Consider the following 19,887-nt stretch of genomic DNA (forward strand, 5'->3'; position numbering starts at 1 on the left):
TCGGGCAGACGCTTAACGGTAGTTGGCGCGCTGCATCAGCGTCACCGCCTCGTTCTGCAAGGCGCCGATTCTTTCCAGACCGAGCTGATCCTGTTTAAAATCGCCCCACGAATAAACAATCGCGTCGACCGGCACCTGCGGATTGACCGAGAACTCCTTATTCAGCGCGGCAAACAGCTCCTGGGCACGGTCACTGGCGAGCCAGTCCAGCAGACGGTTGGCGGCCTCAACATGCTTGGCGTGCTTCAGCACCCCCGCTCCGGAAACATTGACATGCGCGCCGGTGGTATTTTGATTGGCCCAGAAGAGTTTCAAGGGCGCATCCGGCTTTTCCTGCTGCAAACGGCCGAAATAGTAAGTGTTTACAATCCCGACATCGCACTGCCCCGCCAGAATCGCTTCCATTACCTGCGAATCCTTCGCCATGGGCGCAGCCGCCAGATTATCCACCCAGCCTGCCAGCATTTTGGCGGTGGCCGCTTCGCCGTTGTGCGCCAGCAAAGCCGCTACCAGCGATTTGTTGTAAACCTTTTTGGAGGTTCTCAAGCACAAACGATCCTTCCACTGCGGCTCCGCCAGAGCTTCGTAAGTAGACAGCTCCTCCGGGCGGACGCGCTCGGTGCTATAGACGATGGTACGCGCACGGATCGACAAACCGCTCCACAGCCCCTTGGGATCGCGCAAATGCGCGGGCACGGCTTTTTCCACCTGCGGCGCGTTCATCGGCTGAAACAACCCTTGCGACGCGGCATACCAAAGATTCCCCGCATCCACCGTCATCAGCACATCCGCCGGCGTCCGCTCCCCCTCGGCCTTAACACGCTCGATCAGCGCATTATCCTTGCCGGTCAAATAGGAAACCTTAATACCGGTATCCTGAGTAAACGCCTCAAATACCGGCTTAATGAGATGCTCGGTGCGCGAACTGTACACCACCACTTCCTGCGCATAGGCAAAGATTGGTGCCATGAACGACAAAGCCGCTGCCACAATGGTCGCCGCATACCCGGCCTGTTGAGTTTTTTTGAACGTCATTTTTTGTCTCTCTCCTCATGCTTACCAAGGTTTAATGCACTGTCTGCCAGGTCTCGACCAGCCCTTCTTTTAGCTCGCCAATGCGATCGGCCAGGCGCTGTGCCTCCGCCAAATCGTGCGTCACCAAAATCGCCGACACCCCTTCGGCCTTGAGGACACGCTTGACCTCATCCACCAACGGATAGCGGGTCTGGCTATCCAGGCTCGAAAAGGGTTCATCCAGCAACACCAGTCCGGGACGCGGCGCCAAGGCACGCGCCAAGGCGACGCGCTGCTGCTGGCCGCCGGACAACTCGTGCGGATAACGCTTCACCATCTCAACCGGCAAACGCACCAGCGCCATCAACTCCTGCAACCGTTGCTGGCGTTCTTTCTTGCTCCAGGAGGCGATGCCAAACAGAATGTTCTGCTCTACCGTCATATGCGGAAACAGCGCGTAATCCTGAAAAACCATGCCGATGCCGCGCTTTTGCGGCGGCACCAGACACTTGTCGCCGCACAACACACAGGTGCGGTTGAGATGCACTTCACCGGCCTGCGCACACTGCAAGCCGGCAATCGCGCGCAGCATGGTCGTCTTGCCGCTGCCGCTCTGCCCCAGAATCGCGACTATCTCGCCTTGCGGCATGTCCATGACAAAATTGCGTAACACTTGACGTTCACCCAATGCAATAGTGAGATCTTTCACTGCCAGCACGGTCGCACTCCCTGTTAATTTCAATATTCAAGTGGCCTCATCCTACACTCAAACAACCCGAATATCAATACAAAAAAGAATTGTTATCATTTACAAAAGCATTAGTTTCATTGCTTTGCCGCGGGCCATGCGGCACGCTCCAAGCATTCCGTCCCAAGCATTCCGTCCCAAACATTTATTTAGTCAGAATCAATTTATTCTCTTTGGTACGCTGCAGGCGGTAGAGCGTTTCACCATGCTTGATCAACACCTGTGAATCGTCCTGCAACAGCTGCTCGCTCTCTAAAATCCTCGTCTCCTGTGCACCAGACCTCGCGCGGGAGACCTCTTCTGCGGGTCGCAGCGCCGCCTTCTCTTTATTTTCTGCCATATTCAAACCAACCTTTCTCTTGACGGTTGTGACAACGGCCTTGCCACTTTATTAAAAATAATTCTCATTATGATAGATAAGCCGAGGCCCGTTTTCAAATACTAATACGAATAATTTTTATTTATTATTTTATTACTCACAGCATTGATAATAAGAACGCTTTACATTAAGATTTGCAAACTGTTTTAAAAAGCGGCCATTTTTAAACGTCGGCCCTACGCCTCACAGAAAAACAAGACGAGTCATTAACCGATACAGACCTATGTTCAACTTTAAACGCACGGCTACATTCACCTCGTTTCTCGGCGCACTGCTGTTGCACGCGCTTTTGATCGCCTGGTTCTGGCAAATCGCCACGCCCGAACTGCATGCGCAGGAACAGACGGAGCAGGTCACGTGGGTGGAATTGACGCAGGTCTCCCCGCCGGCGGCGATGCCGCAACCGCTGCCACAGACGGTTCAACCGGTCGAAGAGGTCATTGAAAACGACCCTCTGGCGGAAGAGACCATTAAAAAACCGGAAATTGAAGAGCCAAAGAAACCGGAAAAAACCCAAGAGCCACAACCCAAGCCGCAACCCAAGCCGAAACCGAAAAAGCCGGTTGAAAAACCGCTGGAGAAAGTCGTAGAAGAACCGGTTGAAGCGTCTGAGCCGTTACAGCCCAACGACACCGATTTGCCGCCGGTAGACAGCCCGCTTAAAGAAATGACGCCGGAGGCATTGCCGGTCTCCGCTCCGCCGGAGGAGCCCTTGATTGAAGCCACGGCCGATTACCTGAATAATCCGCTGCCGCATTATCCACGCCTGTCAAAGCGGGCGGGTGAAGAAGGCACCGTGGTCTTGAAAGTGCTGGTCGGCGCCGCAGGTCAGGCCAGACAGGTGGAACTGCATACCACCTCCGGCTACGCGCGCCTGGACCAGGCCGCACTGGAGGCCGTTAAACACTGGCAGTTCAGACCGGCCAAACAAGGTTCGGTCACCATCGAAAGTTCGGTGCTGGTACCGGTCAAATTTGTTTTGCAATCTTAATATTCGGAGAAACAACCATGCAGTCACAGTTTGAAAGTTTTTGGCAGGCCGGGGACGCCGTGACCCATTCGGTATTTTGGATACTGCTGCTCATGTCGCTATTGAGCTGGAGCGTGATTTTGTTCAAATTCTGGCAATTTTCGCGTTACCGTCTGCTGACACCGGGCATAACCGAACAATTTTGGCATGCCGCCAACTGGCAGTCGGGCATTGATCGACTCCAAAAATTACCGGCCTATCACGCCTTGGCAGAGGCCGGCGACAAAGGCCGCGTCTGGCTGAACAAACAGCACCCCGCCTTGTTGGCCGATGCCCTGCCATCCAGTGAAGTCATGGTACAAGCCCTGCGCGGCGCCCTGAACCACGCCAACAGCCGACTGGAAAACGGCCAGACGCTGTTGGCGTCTATCGGTTCCACCGCGCCGTTTGTCGGCCTGTTCGGCACCGTTTGGGGCATCTACCATGCGCTGATGAATATCGGTTCCAGCGGTCAGTTGGGACTGGACCAGGTTTCCGGCCCGGTCGGTGAAGCGCTGATTATGACCGCACTGGGCCTGTTTGTCGCCATTCCCGCGGTACTCGCCTACAACGCCTTTAACCGTCAGCTGCGCTTGGTTTCGGCCGAACTGGACGGCTTTGCCCACGATTTGCATCTGTACTTCATGGCCAAGCAGTCCACTCAACAGGAGCAGCACTAAGATGGCGTTTGGCGGATTGGACGGCGGCTCGCAACGCCCGATGGCCGACATCAACACCACGCCGCTGGTGGACGTGATGCTGGTCTTGCTGATTATCTTCATTGTCACCGCACCTTTGATGACGCAGGCCTTGAAGGTGGACTTGCCTAAAGCCAATGCGCAGGCACTGCAAGACGATCCGCAAGCCGTGACCCTCTCAATCGCGGCGGGCGGCGAACTGCACTGGAACGATATCGCCATCAGCGATGACGAGCAGGCCAAACAGATCATGAGCGAAGCGGCTTTGGCGACTTCACCGCCGGCCATCCGTATCGAGGCCGACAAAACGCTGCCCTATCAGCGCCTGACCGAGGTATTGTCGATGTTGCGCGCAGCCGGTTTAAACAAGGTCGGGTTTATTACCCAACCGGCCGGCGCGGCTGGAACAGCACCGGCTGCCAACAGCGCAAAAACCGAGTCATTGCAATGAAATTCAACTCCTAAAACACGTAAGTGAACATCCACCAACCCAGCCAGCCAAGCGACTGCCCAGCCAGCCAGGTTTTTCTCAACAAGAAAAAGAAAAGGAAAATCCTATGGCACAGCCTAAAAACGATCACCCCCTCAAAAAGAAAGCCATCGCTACCCCCATCTCTACTTTGGGCGCGATGGTCTGCGGCATGGGGCTTATCAGCCCGTTGGCAGTGGCGGCCGATCCGGCACCAACCTTGAGCACCGTCGAGGTGCGCGATGCGGCGGAAAAAGCCGATATCAGCGAAAACAACGGCTATCAGGGCACCACCACCCGCGTGGGTAAAATGCAGCAGGATCCGCATGACGTTCCGCAAGCCCTCACCACCGTCACCCAGCAGCTGATGGAAGACCAACAGGTCTCCTCGCTCAAAGAGGCGCTGCGCAATGTTTCCGGCCTCACATTTAACGCCGCCGAGGGCGGCCGTGCCGGCGACAACATGATGCTGCGCGGCTTCTATACCTTTGGCGACATGTATCTGGACGGCGTACGCGACACCGCCCAATACAACCGCGAAACCTTCAACCTGGAGCAGGTCGACGTACTGCGCGGTTCCGGCTCCATGCTGTTTGGCCGCGGTCAGGCCGGCGGCGTCATCAATCAGGTCAGCAAAACACCGAAACTGCAAGATGCCAATAAAATCAGTCTGAGTACCGGCAGTCACGACTACAGCGAAATCACCGGCGATTTCAACAAAAAACTCGGCGACACCACGGCGGCGCGCGTCAATCTCATGAAACGCAGCCAGGGCAGCTTCCGCAGCAACCCTGAAAACGGCGCGGAAGCCGACATCGAACGCGGCGGCATCTCGGCGAGCCTGGGCTTTGGTTTGAATACCGACAACGAAGTCGTTATCAGCCATATCCACACGGTGACCGACGACAACCCCGATTACGGCATCCGCTTCGCCGATAAAAAACCGCAGGATGAGATGATCGACCACTTCTACGGCAGTCCGCGCAGTTTCGACAAGAGCGAAACCGATATCACCACCCTGACGCATAACTACAAAATCGACAAAAACACCGATTTGCGCACCGTGATTCGCAACGCCCACTATCTGCGCGACTATGCGGCCGCCAAACCCAGTGCTTCTGATTTGACCAGCGATAGTTTTGCCACCCGTCATCTGGATGTACACAATCTGGCCCTGCAGTCCGATATTACCCATAAACGCATGATCGGCGGCGTTCCGCACGAAATGATGGCCGGCATCGAATACCTGCACGAAGACAGCAAACGTGCCAGCCTGTTGAATCTGTCGGCCAGCGGCGATCCCAAGACTTACAGTCCGGGCGTCACCACCGGCACGCCAACCACCTACAAAGGCGATTCCTACTCGATTTTTGTGCAGGATCAGTTTGAGTTCATCCCCGACTGGAAACTGCTGCTGGGCGTACGCCACGATCAGTTGAACGCCAAATACTCCAGCACCAACTCGCCAAAACTGGACTTTGGCGAACAGAGTTACCGCTCGGCCCTTTCCTGGCAGCCGGACGAAGCCTCGCACTACTATCTGAGCTACAGCGACTCCTTTAGCCCGACGGCCGATCTCTACCAGCTGGACGGCGGTGAATTCCCGCCGGAGCGCAGTCAGGTCATGGAACTGGGGGCCAAATGGTTCCTGCTGGACGGCGATTTGACCCTGCGCACCGCGCTTTACCGTGCCGATAAACAGTGGGAACGCAATACCGATTTGGAAGCGACCGCCTCGGTACTGACCAAAAAACGCCGCACCGACGGTCTGGAAGTGGAACTGGCCGGTCGCGTTACGCCTAACTGGGAAGTGTTTGCCGGCGCCGCGCTGATGGATGCCAAAATTCTGGAAGTCGCCCCGCCACAAGCGAATCGATCAGGAACGATTGTCGCACCCAACCCTAACTTTGAAGGACAACGCGCCCGCAATACGCCGGAATATACCTACAACCTGTGGACAACCTACAAGTTGCCGGGCGGCTGGAAAATCGGCGGTGGCCTGGATGGCAAAGGCGACCGCTACGCCTACAGCCCGACCAGCGGCGGCACGGACGCATTCGACCCCAATACGGCCCCGTCCTATGTGCGTTGGGACGCGATGGTGGCTTACGAACAGAAGGATTACACCCTGCGTTTGAATGTAGTGAACCTTTTCAATACCGACTGGTATGAATCGGTTTACGACAACGGCGGTTTTGTAGTGCCCGGTTCGGATCAGGCCTATATGCTAACCGGCGAGTATAAGTTTTAAGTTTGTCTAATCGACTTATCATCGCTTGCGGAACCCTTTCCGCAAGACGGTGGTAAGGCACAGCGCGTCTACCTTTGCAATCAGGCGCGTTGTGCCTTGCCACTGTTGCCATCACCCGCAACAGAACCCAGCCAAAAGGAGAACAGTCCTATGATGTTACATATTCCCGAGGTGCTAACAGCCGACGAACTCAATACCTGCCGCCGCCTGCTGGCCGAAGCCGGCTGGATTGACGGGCGTGAAACCGCCGGCGCACAGGCCGCCCAGGTCAAACGCAACTTTCAGCTTCCCGAAAACGGCGACATCACACAGCAGTTACAGCAAATCGTGCTCGGTGCGCTCAACCGCCACCCGTTGTTTTTCAGCGCCGCCCTGCCCAAAAAAATTCTGCCGCCCTATTTCAACTGCTACACCGGCGAGATGAACACCTTCGGCAACCATGTCGATAACGCCATTCGCACCGCTGCCAACGGCCAATTCCGCGTGCGTGCCGACGTCTCCTGCACCCTGTTCTTTTCGCACCCGCACGAATACGACGGCGGCGAACTGGTCGTGGAAGACACCTTTGGCGAAAAACGCGTCAAACTGCCGGCGGGCGACATGATTCTCTATCCGTCGTCCAGTGTGCATCGCGTTGAACCGGTGACCAAAGGCGCCCGCACCGCTTCGTTTTTCTGGACGCAGAGCATGATCCGCGAAGACGAACGCCGCCGTCTGCTTTACGATCTGGATCTCAACATTATGGCGCTGCGCGAACAATACAATGAGACCGCCGAAATCGTCAACCTCACCAGCACTTACCATAACCTGCTGCGTATGTGGGCGGAAACCTGATGACCGCATCCTTTGATCTGCCCAGCCTAAAACGCTTTGAAGCCGAGGCACAAGCGCATATCCGTCATCCGCAGGCGTGGGATTATCTGCAAGATTGCGCCGGTTTGGGACGCACCCATCAGGCCAATCTGCAGGCTTTTGCCGAACAGCGCCTGGTGCCCAGACCCCTGGTGAATGTCGGCGGTGGCCATACCCGTTGTGAACTGTTTGGCCAGTGTTTTGAACACCCGATTCTGCTCGCTCCCATCGCCTATCAGATGTTGTTTCACGCCCACGGCGAGCAGGCTTCCGCCGCCGCGGCCAGCGCGCAGGGCTCGACGCTGGTGGTGAGCAGCCTGGCCAGCCAGACACTGGAACAAATTGCCGCCGCTTCCGACACACCGCCGTGGTTTCAAATCTACTGGCAAGGCAGTCGCGAACGCACCTCGCGACTCATCGACCGCGCTTTGGCGGCAGGCTACCACACCTTTATGATCACCGTGGACGCCCCCGTCAAACAGGCGCATTTTGAACTGCCGCCGGAAATTTACGCGGTGAATCTGGAGGTGCCTGCCGCTCCTGCAGCAAAACACCCTCACCAAAGCGAGGTGTTTGACGGCTGGATGCGCCAAGCACCCACCTGGGAAGATATGGCCTGGCTGCGCGATACGTTGAATAAACCGCTGTTAATCAAAGGCATATTGCATCGTGACGATGCCTTGCACGCACAAAAACTGGGATTTGACGGCCTGGTGGTGTCCAACCACGGCGGCCGGGTGCTGGACGGCTGCATCGACAGCCTGAGTGCGCTGCGCGACATCCGCAGCGCACTCAAAGACGAACTGCCGATTCTATTCGACAGCGGTATCCGTTCGGGGCAGGACATTTATCATGCACTGGCCAGCGGCGCCGATGCGGTGCTTTTGGGCCGGCCTTATATCTACGGTTTAGCGGCCAACGGCGCATTGGGCGTGGCGCAAGTCATCCGCCTATTACGCGACGAACTGGAAATGACCATGGCGCTGATGGGAAAGCGCACACTCGATGACATTCACGAGCTTAGTAAGAACTAAAATTCGCATTACAACGCATCCCAATAAGGCGTACCGGCAAACTTCTCCGCCAAAAAATCAATAAACACCCGCGCCTTATGGGGCAGATAGCGGTTTTGCGGATAGACCGTATAACCGTAAACCGGCGGAATCGTGTAGTCACCCAGAATCTGCACCAGGGCGCCGCTTTGCAGCGCCTGCCAGACAATAAAAGTCGGCGACATCACGATCCCCTGCCCGGCAATCGCCATTTCGCGCAGAAAATCGCCGTTGTTCGCCTGAATCTGGCCATTCATGGCAACCACCTGCTCCCTACCCTCCGCATCCAGCAACCGCACGGTACTCTGTCCGGCGGAATAACGCAGCAACGCATGGGGTTTGAGCGCATCCGGCGTCATCGGCGTGCCGTGCTTTTGCAAGTAAGCAGGACTGGCGCACAGCGCAAAACGAATCGGTACGATACGGCGCGCCTGCATCAACGTATCTTTGAGTTCACCGATACGGAATGCCAGATCAAAGCCCTCCTCCACCATATCGACATGGCGGTCGGAAAAATCGATCTGCAAATTCAGCTGCGGATGCAAGCCGGCAAATTCGCTCAATAGCGACGTCAAATGCGCCAGCCCGAACGATAACGGCAAAGAGAGCCTCAGATTGCCCAACAGGGCTTCGTCCTGACGGTGCACTACCTGACTCATCTGCTCGTAATCCGCAAGCCACGTCAATGCACGCTCGTAATAGAGGCGCCCGGCATCGGTGAGGTGAAACTTGCGTGTGGTGCGCTGGATCAGTTTGCAATTAAGACGCGTTTCCAGATCGCTCAATTTGCGACTCACCGCCGACTTGGCGAGATTGAGCTGATCCGCCGCCTTGCTGATGCCGCCGGCCTCGACGATACGCACAAAAATCTGCACTTCCTGAAACTGCGACATCCTCTTCTCCTTTGTTGCCAAATCAAGAACACTTAATTGGAATTTTGGCGCTTTTTCAAGCACAAGGCAAGCGCTAAACTGATTGGCAACTCAACCAGCAATGGAGAAAAGCCATGAACCATCCGAGAACCATACAACAACGCTATTATGGTCTGTCGGCTTCGGACGGCGACGGCGTGAAATTGACCCGCATTATCGGTCAGCCGCAGCTCAAAAACCTCGACCCGTTTCTAATGCTGGACGCCTTCGGCACCGACCGTCCGCAGGATTACATCGGCGGTTTTCCGCCGCATCCGCATCGCGGCTTCGAGACCGTCACCTATCTGCTCGCCGGCCGCATGCGCCACCGCGACAGCCAGGGCAACGAAGGGGTGATCGAAGCCGGCGGCGTACAATGGATGACCGCCGGGCGCGGCATTATCCACTCGGAAATGCCAGAGCAGCAGGACGGCTTGCTGATGGGGTTCCAGCTGTGGGTGAATCTGCCGGCACACGCCAAAATGAGCGAGCCGTCCTATCAGGAATTTCTGCCGCACAAAATCCCCGAAGAAGTTTGGAACAGCGGCACGCATATAAAGGTCATTGCCGGCCAGACCGCCAAAGGCACGCAAGGCATTATCAAGAACCGTTTTGTCTATCCGACCTATCTGGATGTGCAACTGCAAGCGGGCGACACGCTGGAGCAACCGATTCCCGCAGGCCATACCGCATTTATATATGTGCATGAAGGCGCCATCAGCATCGGCGAGGAGACGCTTTGCGCCAAAGAACTCGGCGTTTTAAGCGACGGCGACGCTGTGCGCATCGCAGCCACCGAAACCAGCCGTTTTCTGCTGGTGGCCGGACAGCCCCTGAACGAACCGATCGTGCAGCGCGGCCCGTTTGTGATGAACACGCAAGAAGAGATTCAGCAGGCTTTTGACGACTATCAAAACGGGCGCTTTTAGGCCTGCCAAAAGACGAAGGCAACAAACAGCGTTCATCCTCATTCAAACGCGAAGCCTTCGTCGCTTTACTTAATATCGGCACAACACCCAAGCAAGATTACCCAGAAAACCACTATATATAAAAAAATAAAAATATTTCATTGACTTACTGGCGCATCACTGTATAGTGGGCGTCAGAAAGAAATACCTTGGTTTACCTGCTCGTCTTCGTTGTTATTCATAAAGTAATCACCGTTCTCTAGTTTTAAAGTATCAGTCTATTTTTTTCCTCCGCCTATTCAGGCTCTTTTCTTTATCTCTATTTGAGGATGATTATTATGTCTAACAAAATGACAGGAACCGTTAAGTGGTTCAACGAATCGAAAGGTTTTGGCTTTATTCAACCGGAATCTGGTCCAGATGTGTTCGCACACTTCAAGGCTATCAGCGGTTCTGGTTTCAAAACCTTGGTTGAAGGCCAGAAAGTGGCATTCAACGTGACAAACGGCCCTAAAGGCCCACAGGCTGAAGACATCGTTACGCTGTAATTAGCGCCACGCAGTCAGAAGTAGTCATAAAAAAGCGAGATTGATTCTCGCTTTTTTTATGCCCAAAAAAATGCAACAGGAGAGTGCGTTTACTCCGACCCCTCTTTCAGGGCAAGCACGCGGTTATAAACCGCCTTTTTCTTCTGACCGCTCAACTCCACCACAATATCGGTAATCTGCTTGACCGGCAGCTGCTGTTTCAACAAAGCCCCAATCAGCGCGTCGTGTTCGTCTTCGCAAACCGCTTCAGCCACCACATCGCCCATCACCATCAACACAAACTCGCCACGCACCTTGTCCGCATGACTCTCAAAATAGGCCACCACCTCCGCCACGCTGCCGGACACAAACTGCTCATAGGTTTTGGTCATTTCGCGCGCCGCCACCATCTGCCGCTCGCCGCCGAACACCTCGAGCATCGCTTGCAGCGACTCTGTCAGACGGTGCGGTGATTCGTAAAACACCAAGGTACGCGTGTCGTTTTTGAGGGTTTGCAGCACCTGCAAACGCCTCTGTTTTTTGGCCGGCAGAAAGCCTTCGTAACTGAAACGGTCGGTCGGCAGGCCGGCCGCGCACAAGGCGGTAATCACCGCCGACGGCCCCGGAATCGGCACCACCTTCACGCCCTGCTGACGCAGCAGCTTCACCAGATGAAAGCCCGGATCGTTGATCAGCGGCGTCCCCGCATCCGACACCAGCGCGCCGCTTTCTCCGGCCTGGAGTTTTTCCAGCAGTTGCTGGCTGCGCGCCTGCTCGTTATGGTCGTGCAGACTCAACAGCGGCTTATTCACCCCCAACGCCTGCAACAGCCTTTGCGTATGACGCGTATCCTCGGCGGCAATCCAGTCCACCGCCCCCAACACCTCCACCGCACGGTAGGTGATGTCTTTGAGGTTACCGATCGGGGTCGCCACGATATATAAGGTCGCTTTGGAAGTGGCATTGGCCAACCCGGCCTGCTGAGTTTGGTTTACTTGGGTTTCGGTCACGTTCAAACGTCTCTTATTTATGTGTCACTTATCAAAAGGATAGCGACTGCAAATCGCCACCCATCAAGGCCGTTTCACTATATAATCTTCTGCAAGATTCACTTGCCAAGGCATCGCCTGTTATTAGCCTGTTTCACTATGCAGCCATTCTATAGAAAAACCTCTCCGCGTACTTCGTTAATTGCCGCCGGGCTCTCATTGGCTTTGAGCGCTGGGATGCTCGCCATGAGCGGTTGCAGCGCACCGCAACCCAAACCGCAGCAGACTGCCGGCGGCGATTTAAGCCTGCCAAAAACCACCGCCAAATCCGAGCGCGAACAGGCCTTGAAAGCGCTGGAAGCGCAGGTCAACCGCGCCAAAGCGGAAGAGGATTGGAGCGCTTTTGTCACGTTGGGTGAAACGCTGTGGCGCGAACTGGACGGCGATGCCGACAATCAGGCGGCAGTGGAATATATGCTGTGGAAAACCCTGCAAACCGCCTTCGATACCCCGCAAAAACGCGCCAAAATGCTAGCTGATCCGGTTTTGGCGACGTGGCAGCCGCTGCTGAATGCCAGCGAACAGCCCAATCTGTTTGCCCGCCAAAGCCTGGCTGATCTGGCCGAGTTCAATCCGCAAGCGATTTACACGCGCCACCTGATTCCGGCACTGCGCGAAGAGCTCAAAACCCCGCCGCAACCCAAACAAATCGCCGTGCTGCTGCCGTTCAAAGGCAAATACCACAGCATCAGCCAACAGATTCGTAACGGCCTGCTCAAAGCCTATATGATCTCCAACCGCCAGATCGCCCTGCGCTTCTACGACACCAGTGATGCCGCACAGACCTGGGCGCGTTACCAGCAGGCCAAGGCCGAAGGCGCCGATTGGGTCATAGGCCCGTTGACCAAAGAGGCCATTGACGTGCTGGCGCAACATAACGTCAAAGACGTGTTGGCGCTCAACAGTACCGAAAAAGCGCCTTTCTACAGCTTCAACTACCGTTCCGACACGGAAGCCTACCAAATTCGCAAACAGCTCGAAGCGCGCGGCTTTGCGCGTATCGGCATTCTCAGCAGCGAAACCAGCCGCGACAGCAGCAACGCCTTTGAGCTGCGCGCGCAATGGCTCAACAACCCCTCAAACCGTGCCGACCTGGTTCAGTATCCGTTGAAAAACCCCAATCTGCGCCAGGCGCTCGGGCAGTTGATTCACGAAGAGGAGAGCGAGGCGCGCTACAACAACCTGCGCTGGCTGCTCGGTGCCAAACCCGAATTCTTCCCGCGCATCCGCCAGGATTTGCAGGCGATTGTGCTGATGGGTAACGCCGAGCAGGTAGCGGTATTCCACCCGCAGTTCGAGTTCTTCCAACTCAAACTGCCGGTCTATGCCACCGCCAACCTCACCCCGGCCAACCTGCAGGCCATCAAAGCCAACCGCGACCTGAGTGACGTGGTGTTTCCGACCATTCCGGCGATTTTCACGGCGCACGCCTTGGAAACCCCGCTGGAAGCCTTTGGCTGGGACAGCTTCCTGATTTCGACGCAACTGGCCAATCTTGCGCCCAACCTCTGCCTGACCAGCGGACAGAGCGGCATTCTCTACAAAGACGGCCTGCAAATCGACAAAAAGCTCATCTGGGCGCACTACAATAAAAACGGCCAACTGGTGCGCTGGGTACCGCCGGTTGTCATTCCCGCCGCGACAGTGCCGCTAACGGATACGGACCTGACTCCCCAGGACAACAACGTCGAATCCGGCGCGGCGCCAGCAGACGGTTCGACCGATCTCGATCCCGCCTCTTTAGGACGTCAGCGCGACTAGAACCGCGCAGGAACCCGCCATGCAGCGCACCTTACGCGGTCTCAAAAACAAACTCTTCGGCCACGCCAAAGAGCAGGACGCGGCGAAGTGGCTGCAACAGCGCGGCTTTGAAATCGTCGCGCAAAACTACCGCTTCAACAAAGCCGAAATCGATCTGATCGGCTTGCATAACACCGAGCAACGTCTGGTGTTTTTCGAGGTCAAATACCGTCAAAACGCCGATTACGGCCACCCGGCCGAACAGCTCAGCGCCGCCCAGCAAGCCCGCATCCGTCTGGCGGCGCAACATTTCCTGCTGACCCACCCACACTATGCGGATTACAGCATGCAGTTCGACCTGCTGGCCTATAGCGACGACATTCTCGAACCGCAGCATATCGAAAACGCCTTTGGCTTTTTCTAACCTCCTCGAGCCATTTTCAGATGAGTGCCTATCTTTCGCTGTTTGCCGTTTCCTTTATCGCCGCCACACTGCTGCCGGCCGGCTCGGAAGTGCTGCTCGGCAGCTTGCTGCTGGAAGGTTATGAACCCTGGGCACTCTGGGCCTGGGCAACGGCAGGCAATACACTCGGCGCGGCGGTCAATTACGGCCTCGGGCGCTATCTGCTGCATTTTCAACACCGCCGCTGGTTTCCCTTTAAAGCCGATACTCTGCACAAAAGCCAGAGCTGGTTCAATAAATACGGCGTATGGAGCCTGCTGTTTTCGTGGATGCCGCTGTTTGGCGATGCCTTGACCTTTATCGCCGGCATGATGCGCGTTAATTTCGGGCTGTTTGTGCTGCTGACGTTTATCGGCAAAGGCGTGCGTTATGCGGTGTTGGTGGGCTTAGTGGATTGGTTTGCAGCCTGAAAACCGGTTAAAAAAACTCAACAGGCCGGGTGATTTGAACCACCGAGACACAGAGACGCAGAGACGCAGAGAAAAAGCAGTTGTTTAAAAACTCTGTGTCTCTGTGCCTCTGTGGTTAAAAGAGTTATTCAAAAGTTATCCACAGGCTTGCGGGGCGTTTTAACGGGCTTTCAACCTTTTTTCGTGGATAACTTGGCAACCTTGGCTTCGGCCTGCAAAATCAACGGCAGGGTTTTCAAGACCGAATCGGGATTCAGGCTCATGGCGTCAATACCGATTTCAACGAGGAACTCCGCAAACTCCGGATAGTCCGACGGCGCCTGACCGCACAGGCTGATGTGCTTGCCGTTGCGGTGCGCGCCTTCCACCGCCATCCTGACCATTTTCTTGACACCGGCATCGCGCTCGTCATAGTCAAACGCGACCTTTTCCGAATCGCGGTCGACCCCCAGCACCAGCTGCGTCAGGTCATTGGTGCCGATGGAGAAACCATCGAAGTATTCGGAGAACTCGTCGATCAGCAGCACGTTATTGGGAATCTCCACCATCATATACACCTGCAGCCCATTAACGCCGCGCACCAGGCCGTTTTCCGCCAGGGTTTCGATGACATGCTTGGCCTCCTCCACGCGGCGGCAGAACGGAATCATGATAATCACGTTATCCAACCCCATGACCTCGCGCACCCGCTTGATCGCCTGACACTCCAACGCAAAAGCGGCTTTGTAATCGACATCGTTGTAACGCGACGCCCCGCGGAAACCGAGCATCGGGTTTTCCTCGTGCGGTTCAAAATCCTGCCCGCCGATCAGCGAGGCGTATTCGTTGGATTTGAAATCCGACAGACGCATCACCACCGGCTTCGGATAAAATCCGGCGGCGATGGTGCCGACCCCTTCGGCGAGCTTCTGCACAAAGTAATCCGATCCCGAGGCAAACCCCTGCGTCAACTGCGCAATCTGTTCGCGTACCGCGTCATCTTTGACCTTTTGCGGATGCAACAACGCCTGCGGATGCACCTGAATATGGTTATTGATAATGAACTCCATACGCGCCAGGCCGATGCCGGCGTTGGGAATGAAACTCAAATCAAACGCCAGTTCGGGATTGCCCAGATTCATCAAGATTTCTGTCTTGGGCTGCTGCAAAGTCCCCAGATCCACTTCGGCCACGCGGTAACCGATCTCCCCGGCATAGACCCGCCCTTCGTCGCCTTCGGCACAGGAAACCGTCAACCACTGGCCGTTCTGGATCAGTTCGGTGCCCTTGCCGGTTCCGACCACGGCGGGGATGCCCAGTTCGCGCGCGATAATCGCCGCATGACAGGTGCGGCCGCCGCGATTGGTAATCAGGGCGGCGGCGCGTTTCATGACCGGTTCCCAGTCCGGCGTGGTGATGTCGGAAATCAGGATTTCGCCGTCCTCGAACTCGTGCAGAAATTCCACCGAGGAGATCACCCGCGCCTTGCCGCTGGCAATCTTGCCGCCCACCGAACGCCCGGTGACAAGCGGTGCCGGCGGCGTCTGCGTGAGTTCATAACGCGCTAGAATCGCACCCGTGCGCTGCGAAGCGACGGTTTCCGGACGCGCCTGCACCACAAACAGCTCGCCGGTGACGCCGTCTTTGGCCCACTCCATATCCATCGGTTTTCGATAACCGGCTTTGGCGCTGTAGTAGTCCTCTATCTTGATGGCGTAGTCCGCCAGTTTCACCGCCTCCTGGTCGCTGATGCAGAACTGTTTGCGCTCCGCCTGCGAGGTCGGCACATTGTGGATCGGCGCGCGGCGGTTGCTGTCGGTGGCATAGACCATCTTGATTTTTTTGGCGCCGAGATGGCGTTTAAGTACGCTGCGGAAGCCTTTTTTGAAGGTGGGCTTGTGCACATAGAATTCGTCGGGATCGACCGCGCCCTGCACCACGTTTTCGCCCAAACCGTAGGCGCCGGTAACCATCACCACATCCTCAAAGCCGGTTTCGGTATCGATGGAGAACATGACCCCGGAGGCGGCGATGTCGGAGCGCACCATAATCTGCACGCCGATGGAGAGCGCGATCTCGAAATGGTCAAAGCCCTGGTCGATGCGGTAGTGGATGGCACGGTCGGTGAACAGACTGGCAAAGCAGTGGCGGCAGGCGTCCACATAGGCGCTCAGGCCGGAGATATTCAGATAGGTGTCCTGCTGGCCGGCAAAACTGGCGGTGGGCAGATCCTCCGCCGTGGCCGAACTGCGTACCGCCAGCGAGGCCGGCGCACCGTGCGATGCCAGCAGCTCCTCGTAGGCGCGCACCATCTCGGCATAGAGTGTTTCGGGCAGTTTGGCGCTGTAAATCAGCTCGCGCGCCTGCGCGCCGCGGCGTTGCAGATCCTGGGTATCGTCTTCGTTCAAATCGTCCAGAATCTGGTGCAGCCTCGGCCAGAGGTTGTTCTCGTCGAGAATCGCGCGATAGGCCGCGGCGGTAATCGCAAACCCGTTGGGCACCGGCACGCCCTGCGGCACCAGACTCTGGTACATCTCCCCCAAGGAGGCGTTTTTGCCGCCCACCAGCGGAATATCCTCGATAGTCAGCGAATCAAAAAAGCGGATAAAGGTGTAAGCGGCTGTGGTCATAGTGTCCTCCAAGGATTAAGCGTCAAACTCTGGCTGTTGTAACCCAGGCCCAAACTGAATCAAGCTTACGCTACCTTGCGGTTAATAACCAGCCATACCCGGCCTGTTGAGTTTTTAAAATCGCCACAAACTGCCGCAAACTTGATTGTGCTCAAAAGGCATCTGCTTCACCCTCCGCCCGGCAGCGTAAAAAGCGGATAAAAAATGTGATTTTTTTAGGCTAAAAATGCAAATAAAACTTTTGCTTTTCAATGAATTTGTTTACAGTTCGCATTTAATAAAAGTGTCATTTTCTCCCAAACCAACGACGGCCCAGAGAAAGCGTTGCCCTTCGTTTAGCAGGCACGCTTTTGGCACGCGCTTCACAGGTTTAAATGCAGATTTCTGGAAGGATTGAATATCATGACAAACTGGTCACTTCGTTTTAACATCTTGGCGGCCGCTCTGACTTTGGGCTTAAGCGGCGTTAATGCCCAAGCGCAGGAGACGGTACACGTCTATAACTGGTCCGACTATATCGCGCCGGACACCATCGCCAATTTCGAAAAAGCCTCCGGCATCAAAGTGGTGTATGACGTTTACGACTCCAACGAAGTGCTCGAAGCTAAACTGCTGGCCGGTAAAAGCGGCTACGACCTCGCCTTTCCGACCGCGCGTCCGTTTATCGACCGCCATATCCGCGCCGGCCTGTATCAGCAGCTCGACAAAAGCCAGCTGAACAACTACGCCAATCTGGATAAACAGATTCTTGAATCCCTGAACGACATCGACCCGAACAACGCCTACGCGGTCCCTTATATGTGGGGCACCACCGGCATCGGCATCAATGTCAAAAAGGTCAAGGAAATCCTCGGCGACGAGATGCCGCTGGACAGCTGGAGCCTGATTTTCGACCCTAAAATCGCCCAAAAACTCGCCGGCTGCGGCATCTCTTTAATGGATGACGCCACCGAAGTCTTTGCCGCCGCGCACGCCTACAAAGGCGAAGCCAATGACGATTACACCAAAGGCGGCATCGCCGCTGCGACCGACACCATCACTGCGGTGCGCCCGTATATACGCTATTTCCACTCGTCGCAATACATTAATGACCTTGCCAACGGCGATGTGTGTGTGGCGCACGGTTATTCCGGCGACATCCTGCAGGCGCGCGACCGTGCGATGGAAGCCAAGAACGGCGTCGAAGTGGCCTACTTTGCCCCCAAAGAAGGCGCCGTAGTCTGGACCGACGTGATGGTGATTCCGGCCGATGCACCGAATCCGAAAGCGGCGCACGCCTTTATCAACTACCTGCTGGAACCCAAGGTGATTGCCGAGATTTCCAACACGGTGGCTTACGCCAACGCCAATAGCGCCGCCACTCCGCTGGTTGACGAGGCGGTGCGCAATGATCAGGGCATCTACCCGCCCGAAGCCACGCGCGCCAACTTCATGGTATTGAAAACCCCAAGCGACAAGCAGGCACGTAATATTAACCGTGCGTGGACGCGCATTAAAACAGGCCAGTAAAGTTTGAGTAAAAACGCTTGAGAGCAACCAAATTCTTTGTTAAAAATCGGCTAAAAATACTCATTTACTTCGTGTAAACTCCGCTTTTTAGCCGATTTTCGCCTCGACTTTGGCACTCTCACAGCTTTTTCACCTATATAGTGTTATTAACAGGAACCCTAGCATGACGGATGTTTCAAAACCCGCCAACGCAGAACACGCACAACCGATTGTGCGCATTGAGCAAGTCACCAAAACCTTCGGCAATGTCTATGCCGTGGATGACGTCAGCCTGAACATCTACCCCGGCGAATTCTTCTCGCTGCTGGGTTCGTCGGGTTGCGGCAAAAGTACCTTGCTGCGGATGCTGGCCGGTTTTGAAACCCCGACGCACGGGCGCATCTATCTGGACGGTCAGGATGTGACCGATCTGCCGCCCTACGAGCGCCCGCTCAACATCATGCTGCAATCCTATGCGCTGTTTCCGCACATGACGGTCGAAGACAATATCGCCTTCGGCTTGAAAATGGAAAAGATGCCCAAGGCAGAGCGCGACGAGCGCGTGCGCGAAATGCTGGCGTTGGTGCAGATCGAGAAGTTCGCCAAACGCAAACCGCATCAGCTTTCCGGCGGGCAGCGCCAGCGCGTCGCCTTGGCGCGCTCGCTGGCCAAACACCCCAAGATTCTGCTGCTGGACGAGCCGCTTGGCGCGCTGGACAAAAAACTGCGCGAACAGACCCAGTTCGAGCTGGTCAATATTCAGGAACGCCTGGGCATCACCTTTATTGTGGTGACCCACGATCAGGAAGAGGCCATGACCATGTCGTCGCGCATCGCGCTGATGCGTGACGGCCGTATCGAACAGGTCGATGCACCGCGCCGCCTCTACGAATATCCCGAAAGCCGGTTTGCCGCCGAATTCATCGGCTCGATCAACCTCATCGACGGTCATGTGGTCAAGCAGGAAGACGATCAGGTGTGGGTTCAATCCGAACAAATCGACGGCCTGTTGCAAGTGCGTCATTCGCAGCCGCTGGTCAACGACATGGCGGTGACGGTGGCGGTGCGTCCCGAAAAAATCCAGGTGGTGCCGGCCCTATCACAAGGCAGCAATACCGTGCAGGGCGTGATCAAAGAGATCGCTTACTTGGGTGACGTTTCCATCTACCACGTGGAGTTGCCGAGCGGCAAACGCGTGATGTTCACGCAATCCAATATTCAGGCACTGGCCGAACAGCCGATGACTTGGAACGACAGCGTGACGCTGACTTGGCAACCCAACGCCTGCGGGATTTTAGTGAAATGAGCGG

19 protein-coding genes are annotated in these 19,887 nt (G+C 55.9%); 13 read left to right on the forward strand and 6 right to left on the reverse strand.

Annotation, left to right across the window (positions count from 1 at the left end; all coding sequences use genetic code 11):
• Positions 1-12 precede the first annotated feature (12 nt).
• The 3 genes from HZ297_RS09615 to hemP form a co-directional block, all read right to left on the reverse strand.
• Positions 13-1,035: an extracellular solute-binding protein gene (locus HZ297_RS09615; RefSeq protein ID WP_178863216.1), complete on the reverse strand. Its 1,023-nt coding sequence runs from the start codon at positions 1,033-1,035 to the stop codon at positions 13-15.
• A 31-nt stretch (positions 1,036-1,066) separates the two neighbouring features.
• Positions 1,067-1,732, reverse strand: coding sequence for an ABC transporter ATP-binding protein (locus HZ297_RS09620; protein WP_343034807.1), 666 nt, complete (start codon positions 1,730-1,732; stop codon positions 1,067-1,069).
• Positions 1,733-1,907: 175 nt separating this feature from the next.
• Positions 1,908-2,102 (reverse strand): hemin uptake protein HemP, encoded by a 195-nt coding sequence (gene hemP, locus HZ297_RS09625; protein WP_178863218.1) that lies wholly within the window; start codon positions 2,100-2,102, stop codon positions 1,908-1,910.
• Positions 2,103-2,364: 262 nt separating this feature from the next.
• Here hemP and HZ297_RS09630 point away from each other — a divergent pair, with 262 nt between their 5' ends.
• The 6 genes from HZ297_RS09630 to HZ297_RS09655 all read left to right on the forward strand — a co-directional run bounded on the left by HZ297_RS09630 (position 2,365) and on the right by HZ297_RS09655 (position 8,454).
• Positions 2,365-3,132 (forward strand): energy transducer TonB, encoded by a 768-nt coding sequence (locus tag HZ297_RS09630; RefSeq protein ID WP_178863220.1) that lies wholly within the window; start codon positions 2,365-2,367, stop codon positions 3,130-3,132.
• A gap of 17 nt (positions 3,133-3,149) precedes the next feature.
• A complete protein-coding gene (locus tag HZ297_RS09635; RefSeq protein ID WP_178863222.1) occupies positions 3,150-3,830 on the forward strand; it encodes a MotA/TolQ/ExbB proton channel family protein in 681 nt (226 codons plus the stop codon).
• A 1-nt stretch (position 3,831) separates the two neighbouring features.
• Positions 3,832-4,299: an ExbD/TolR family protein gene (locus HZ297_RS09640; protein WP_178863224.1), complete on the forward strand. Its 468-nt coding sequence runs from the start codon at positions 3,832-3,834 to the stop codon at positions 4,297-4,299.
• A 106-nt stretch (positions 4,300-4,405) separates the two neighbouring features.
• Positions 4,406-6,568 (forward strand): TonB-dependent receptor, encoded by a 2,163-nt coding sequence (locus HZ297_RS09645; protein WP_178863226.1) that lies wholly within the window; start codon positions 4,406-4,408, stop codon positions 6,566-6,568.
• Positions 6,569-6,718: 150 nt separating this feature from the next.
• Entirely contained in the window at positions 6,719-7,402 is a 684-nt protein-coding gene (locus HZ297_RS09650) for a Fe2+-dependent dioxygenase (protein WP_178863228.1), read from the forward strand.
• On the forward strand, positions 7,402-8,454 hold the full coding sequence (locus HZ297_RS09655; RefSeq protein ID WP_178863230.1) for an alpha-hydroxy acid oxidase: 1,053 nt from the start codon (positions 7,402-7,404) through the stop codon (positions 8,452-8,454). Before HZ297_RS09650 ends, HZ297_RS09655 begins: the two co-directional genes overlap by 1 nt.
• Before the next feature lie 8 nt (positions 8,455-8,462).
• Here HZ297_RS09655 and HZ297_RS09660 read toward each other — a convergent pair whose 3' ends face one another.
• Positions 8,463-9,365: a LysR family transcriptional regulator gene (locus tag HZ297_RS09660; protein ID WP_178863232.1), complete on the reverse strand. Its 903-nt coding sequence runs from the start codon at positions 9,363-9,365 to the stop codon at positions 8,463-8,465.
• 113 nt (positions 9,366-9,478) lie between these two features.
• Here HZ297_RS09660 and HZ297_RS09665 point away from each other — a divergent pair, with 113 nt between their 5' ends.
• Both HZ297_RS09665 and HZ297_RS09670 read left to right on the forward strand, forming a co-directional pair.
• Positions 9,479-10,312, forward strand: coding sequence for a pirin family protein (locus HZ297_RS09665; protein ID WP_178863234.1), 834 nt, complete (start codon positions 9,479-9,481; stop codon positions 10,310-10,312).
• 317 nt (positions 10,313-10,629) lie between these two features.
• Complete coding sequence (locus HZ297_RS09670; protein ID WP_178863236.1) at positions 10,630-10,839, forward strand: cold-shock protein; 210 nt, start codon at positions 10,630-10,632, stop codon at positions 10,837-10,839.
• An 89-nt stretch (positions 10,840-10,928) separates the two neighbouring features.
• On the opposite strand, the gene rsmI is transcribed toward HZ297_RS09670, so the two are convergent.
• The gene (gene rsmI, locus HZ297_RS09675) at positions 10,929-11,828 is read right to left on the reverse strand and encodes a 16S rRNA (cytidine(1402)-2'-O)-methyltransferase (RefSeq protein WP_178863238.1); all 900 of its coding nucleotides are present in this window, start codon (positions 11,826-11,828) and stop codon (positions 10,929-10,931) included.
• A 225-nt stretch (positions 11,829-12,053) separates the two neighbouring features.
• Here rsmI and HZ297_RS09680 point away from each other — a divergent pair, with 225 nt between their 5' ends.
• Genes HZ297_RS09680 through HZ297_RS09690 form a run of 3 tightly spaced genes read left to right on the forward strand, consistent with a single transcriptional unit; the run spans position 12,054 to position 14,480 of the window.
• On the forward strand, positions 12,054-13,628 hold the full coding sequence (locus HZ297_RS09680; RefSeq protein ID WP_178863240.1) for a penicillin-binding protein activator: 1,575 nt from the start codon (positions 12,054-12,056) through the stop codon (positions 13,626-13,628).
• Between the two features lie 19 nt (positions 13,629-13,647).
• Positions 13,648-14,031: a YraN family protein gene (locus HZ297_RS09685; RefSeq protein WP_178863242.1), complete on the forward strand. Its 384-nt coding sequence runs from the start codon at positions 13,648-13,650 to the stop codon at positions 14,029-14,031.
• Between the two features lie 20 nt (positions 14,032-14,051).
• Entirely contained in the window at positions 14,052-14,480 is a 429-nt protein-coding gene (locus tag HZ297_RS09690; RefSeq protein ID WP_178863244.1) for a YqaA family protein, read from the forward strand.
• Positions 14,481-14,650: 170 nt separating this feature from the next.
• On the opposite strand, the gene ppsA is transcribed toward HZ297_RS09690, so the two are convergent.
• Positions 14,651-17,089 (reverse strand): phosphoenolpyruvate synthase, encoded by a 2,439-nt coding sequence (ppsA, locus tag HZ297_RS09695; protein WP_178863246.1) that lies wholly within the window; start codon positions 17,087-17,089, stop codon positions 14,651-14,653.
• Between the two features lie 402 nt (positions 17,090-17,491).
• Here ppsA and HZ297_RS09700 point away from each other — a divergent pair, with 402 nt between their 5' ends.
• Both HZ297_RS09700 and HZ297_RS09705 read left to right on the forward strand, forming a co-directional pair.
• A complete protein-coding gene (locus tag HZ297_RS09700; protein ID WP_178863248.1) occupies positions 17,492-18,598 on the forward strand; it encodes a polyamine ABC transporter substrate-binding protein in 1,107 nt (368 codons plus the stop codon).
• A gap of 163 nt (positions 18,599-18,761) precedes the next feature.
• Positions 18,762-19,883, forward strand: a complete 1,122-nt coding sequence (locus HZ297_RS09705; protein ID WP_178863250.1) for an ABC transporter ATP-binding protein — start codon at positions 18,762-18,764, stop codon at positions 19,881-19,883.
• The last annotated feature ends 4 nt before the right edge of the window (positions 19,884-19,887 follow it).

The organism is Thiomicrorhabdus cannonii, from assembly GCF_013391695.1.
Classification (GTDB): domain Bacteria; phylum Pseudomonadota; class Gammaproteobacteria; order Thiomicrospirales; family Thiomicrospiraceae; genus Thiomicrorhabdus; species Thiomicrorhabdus cannonii.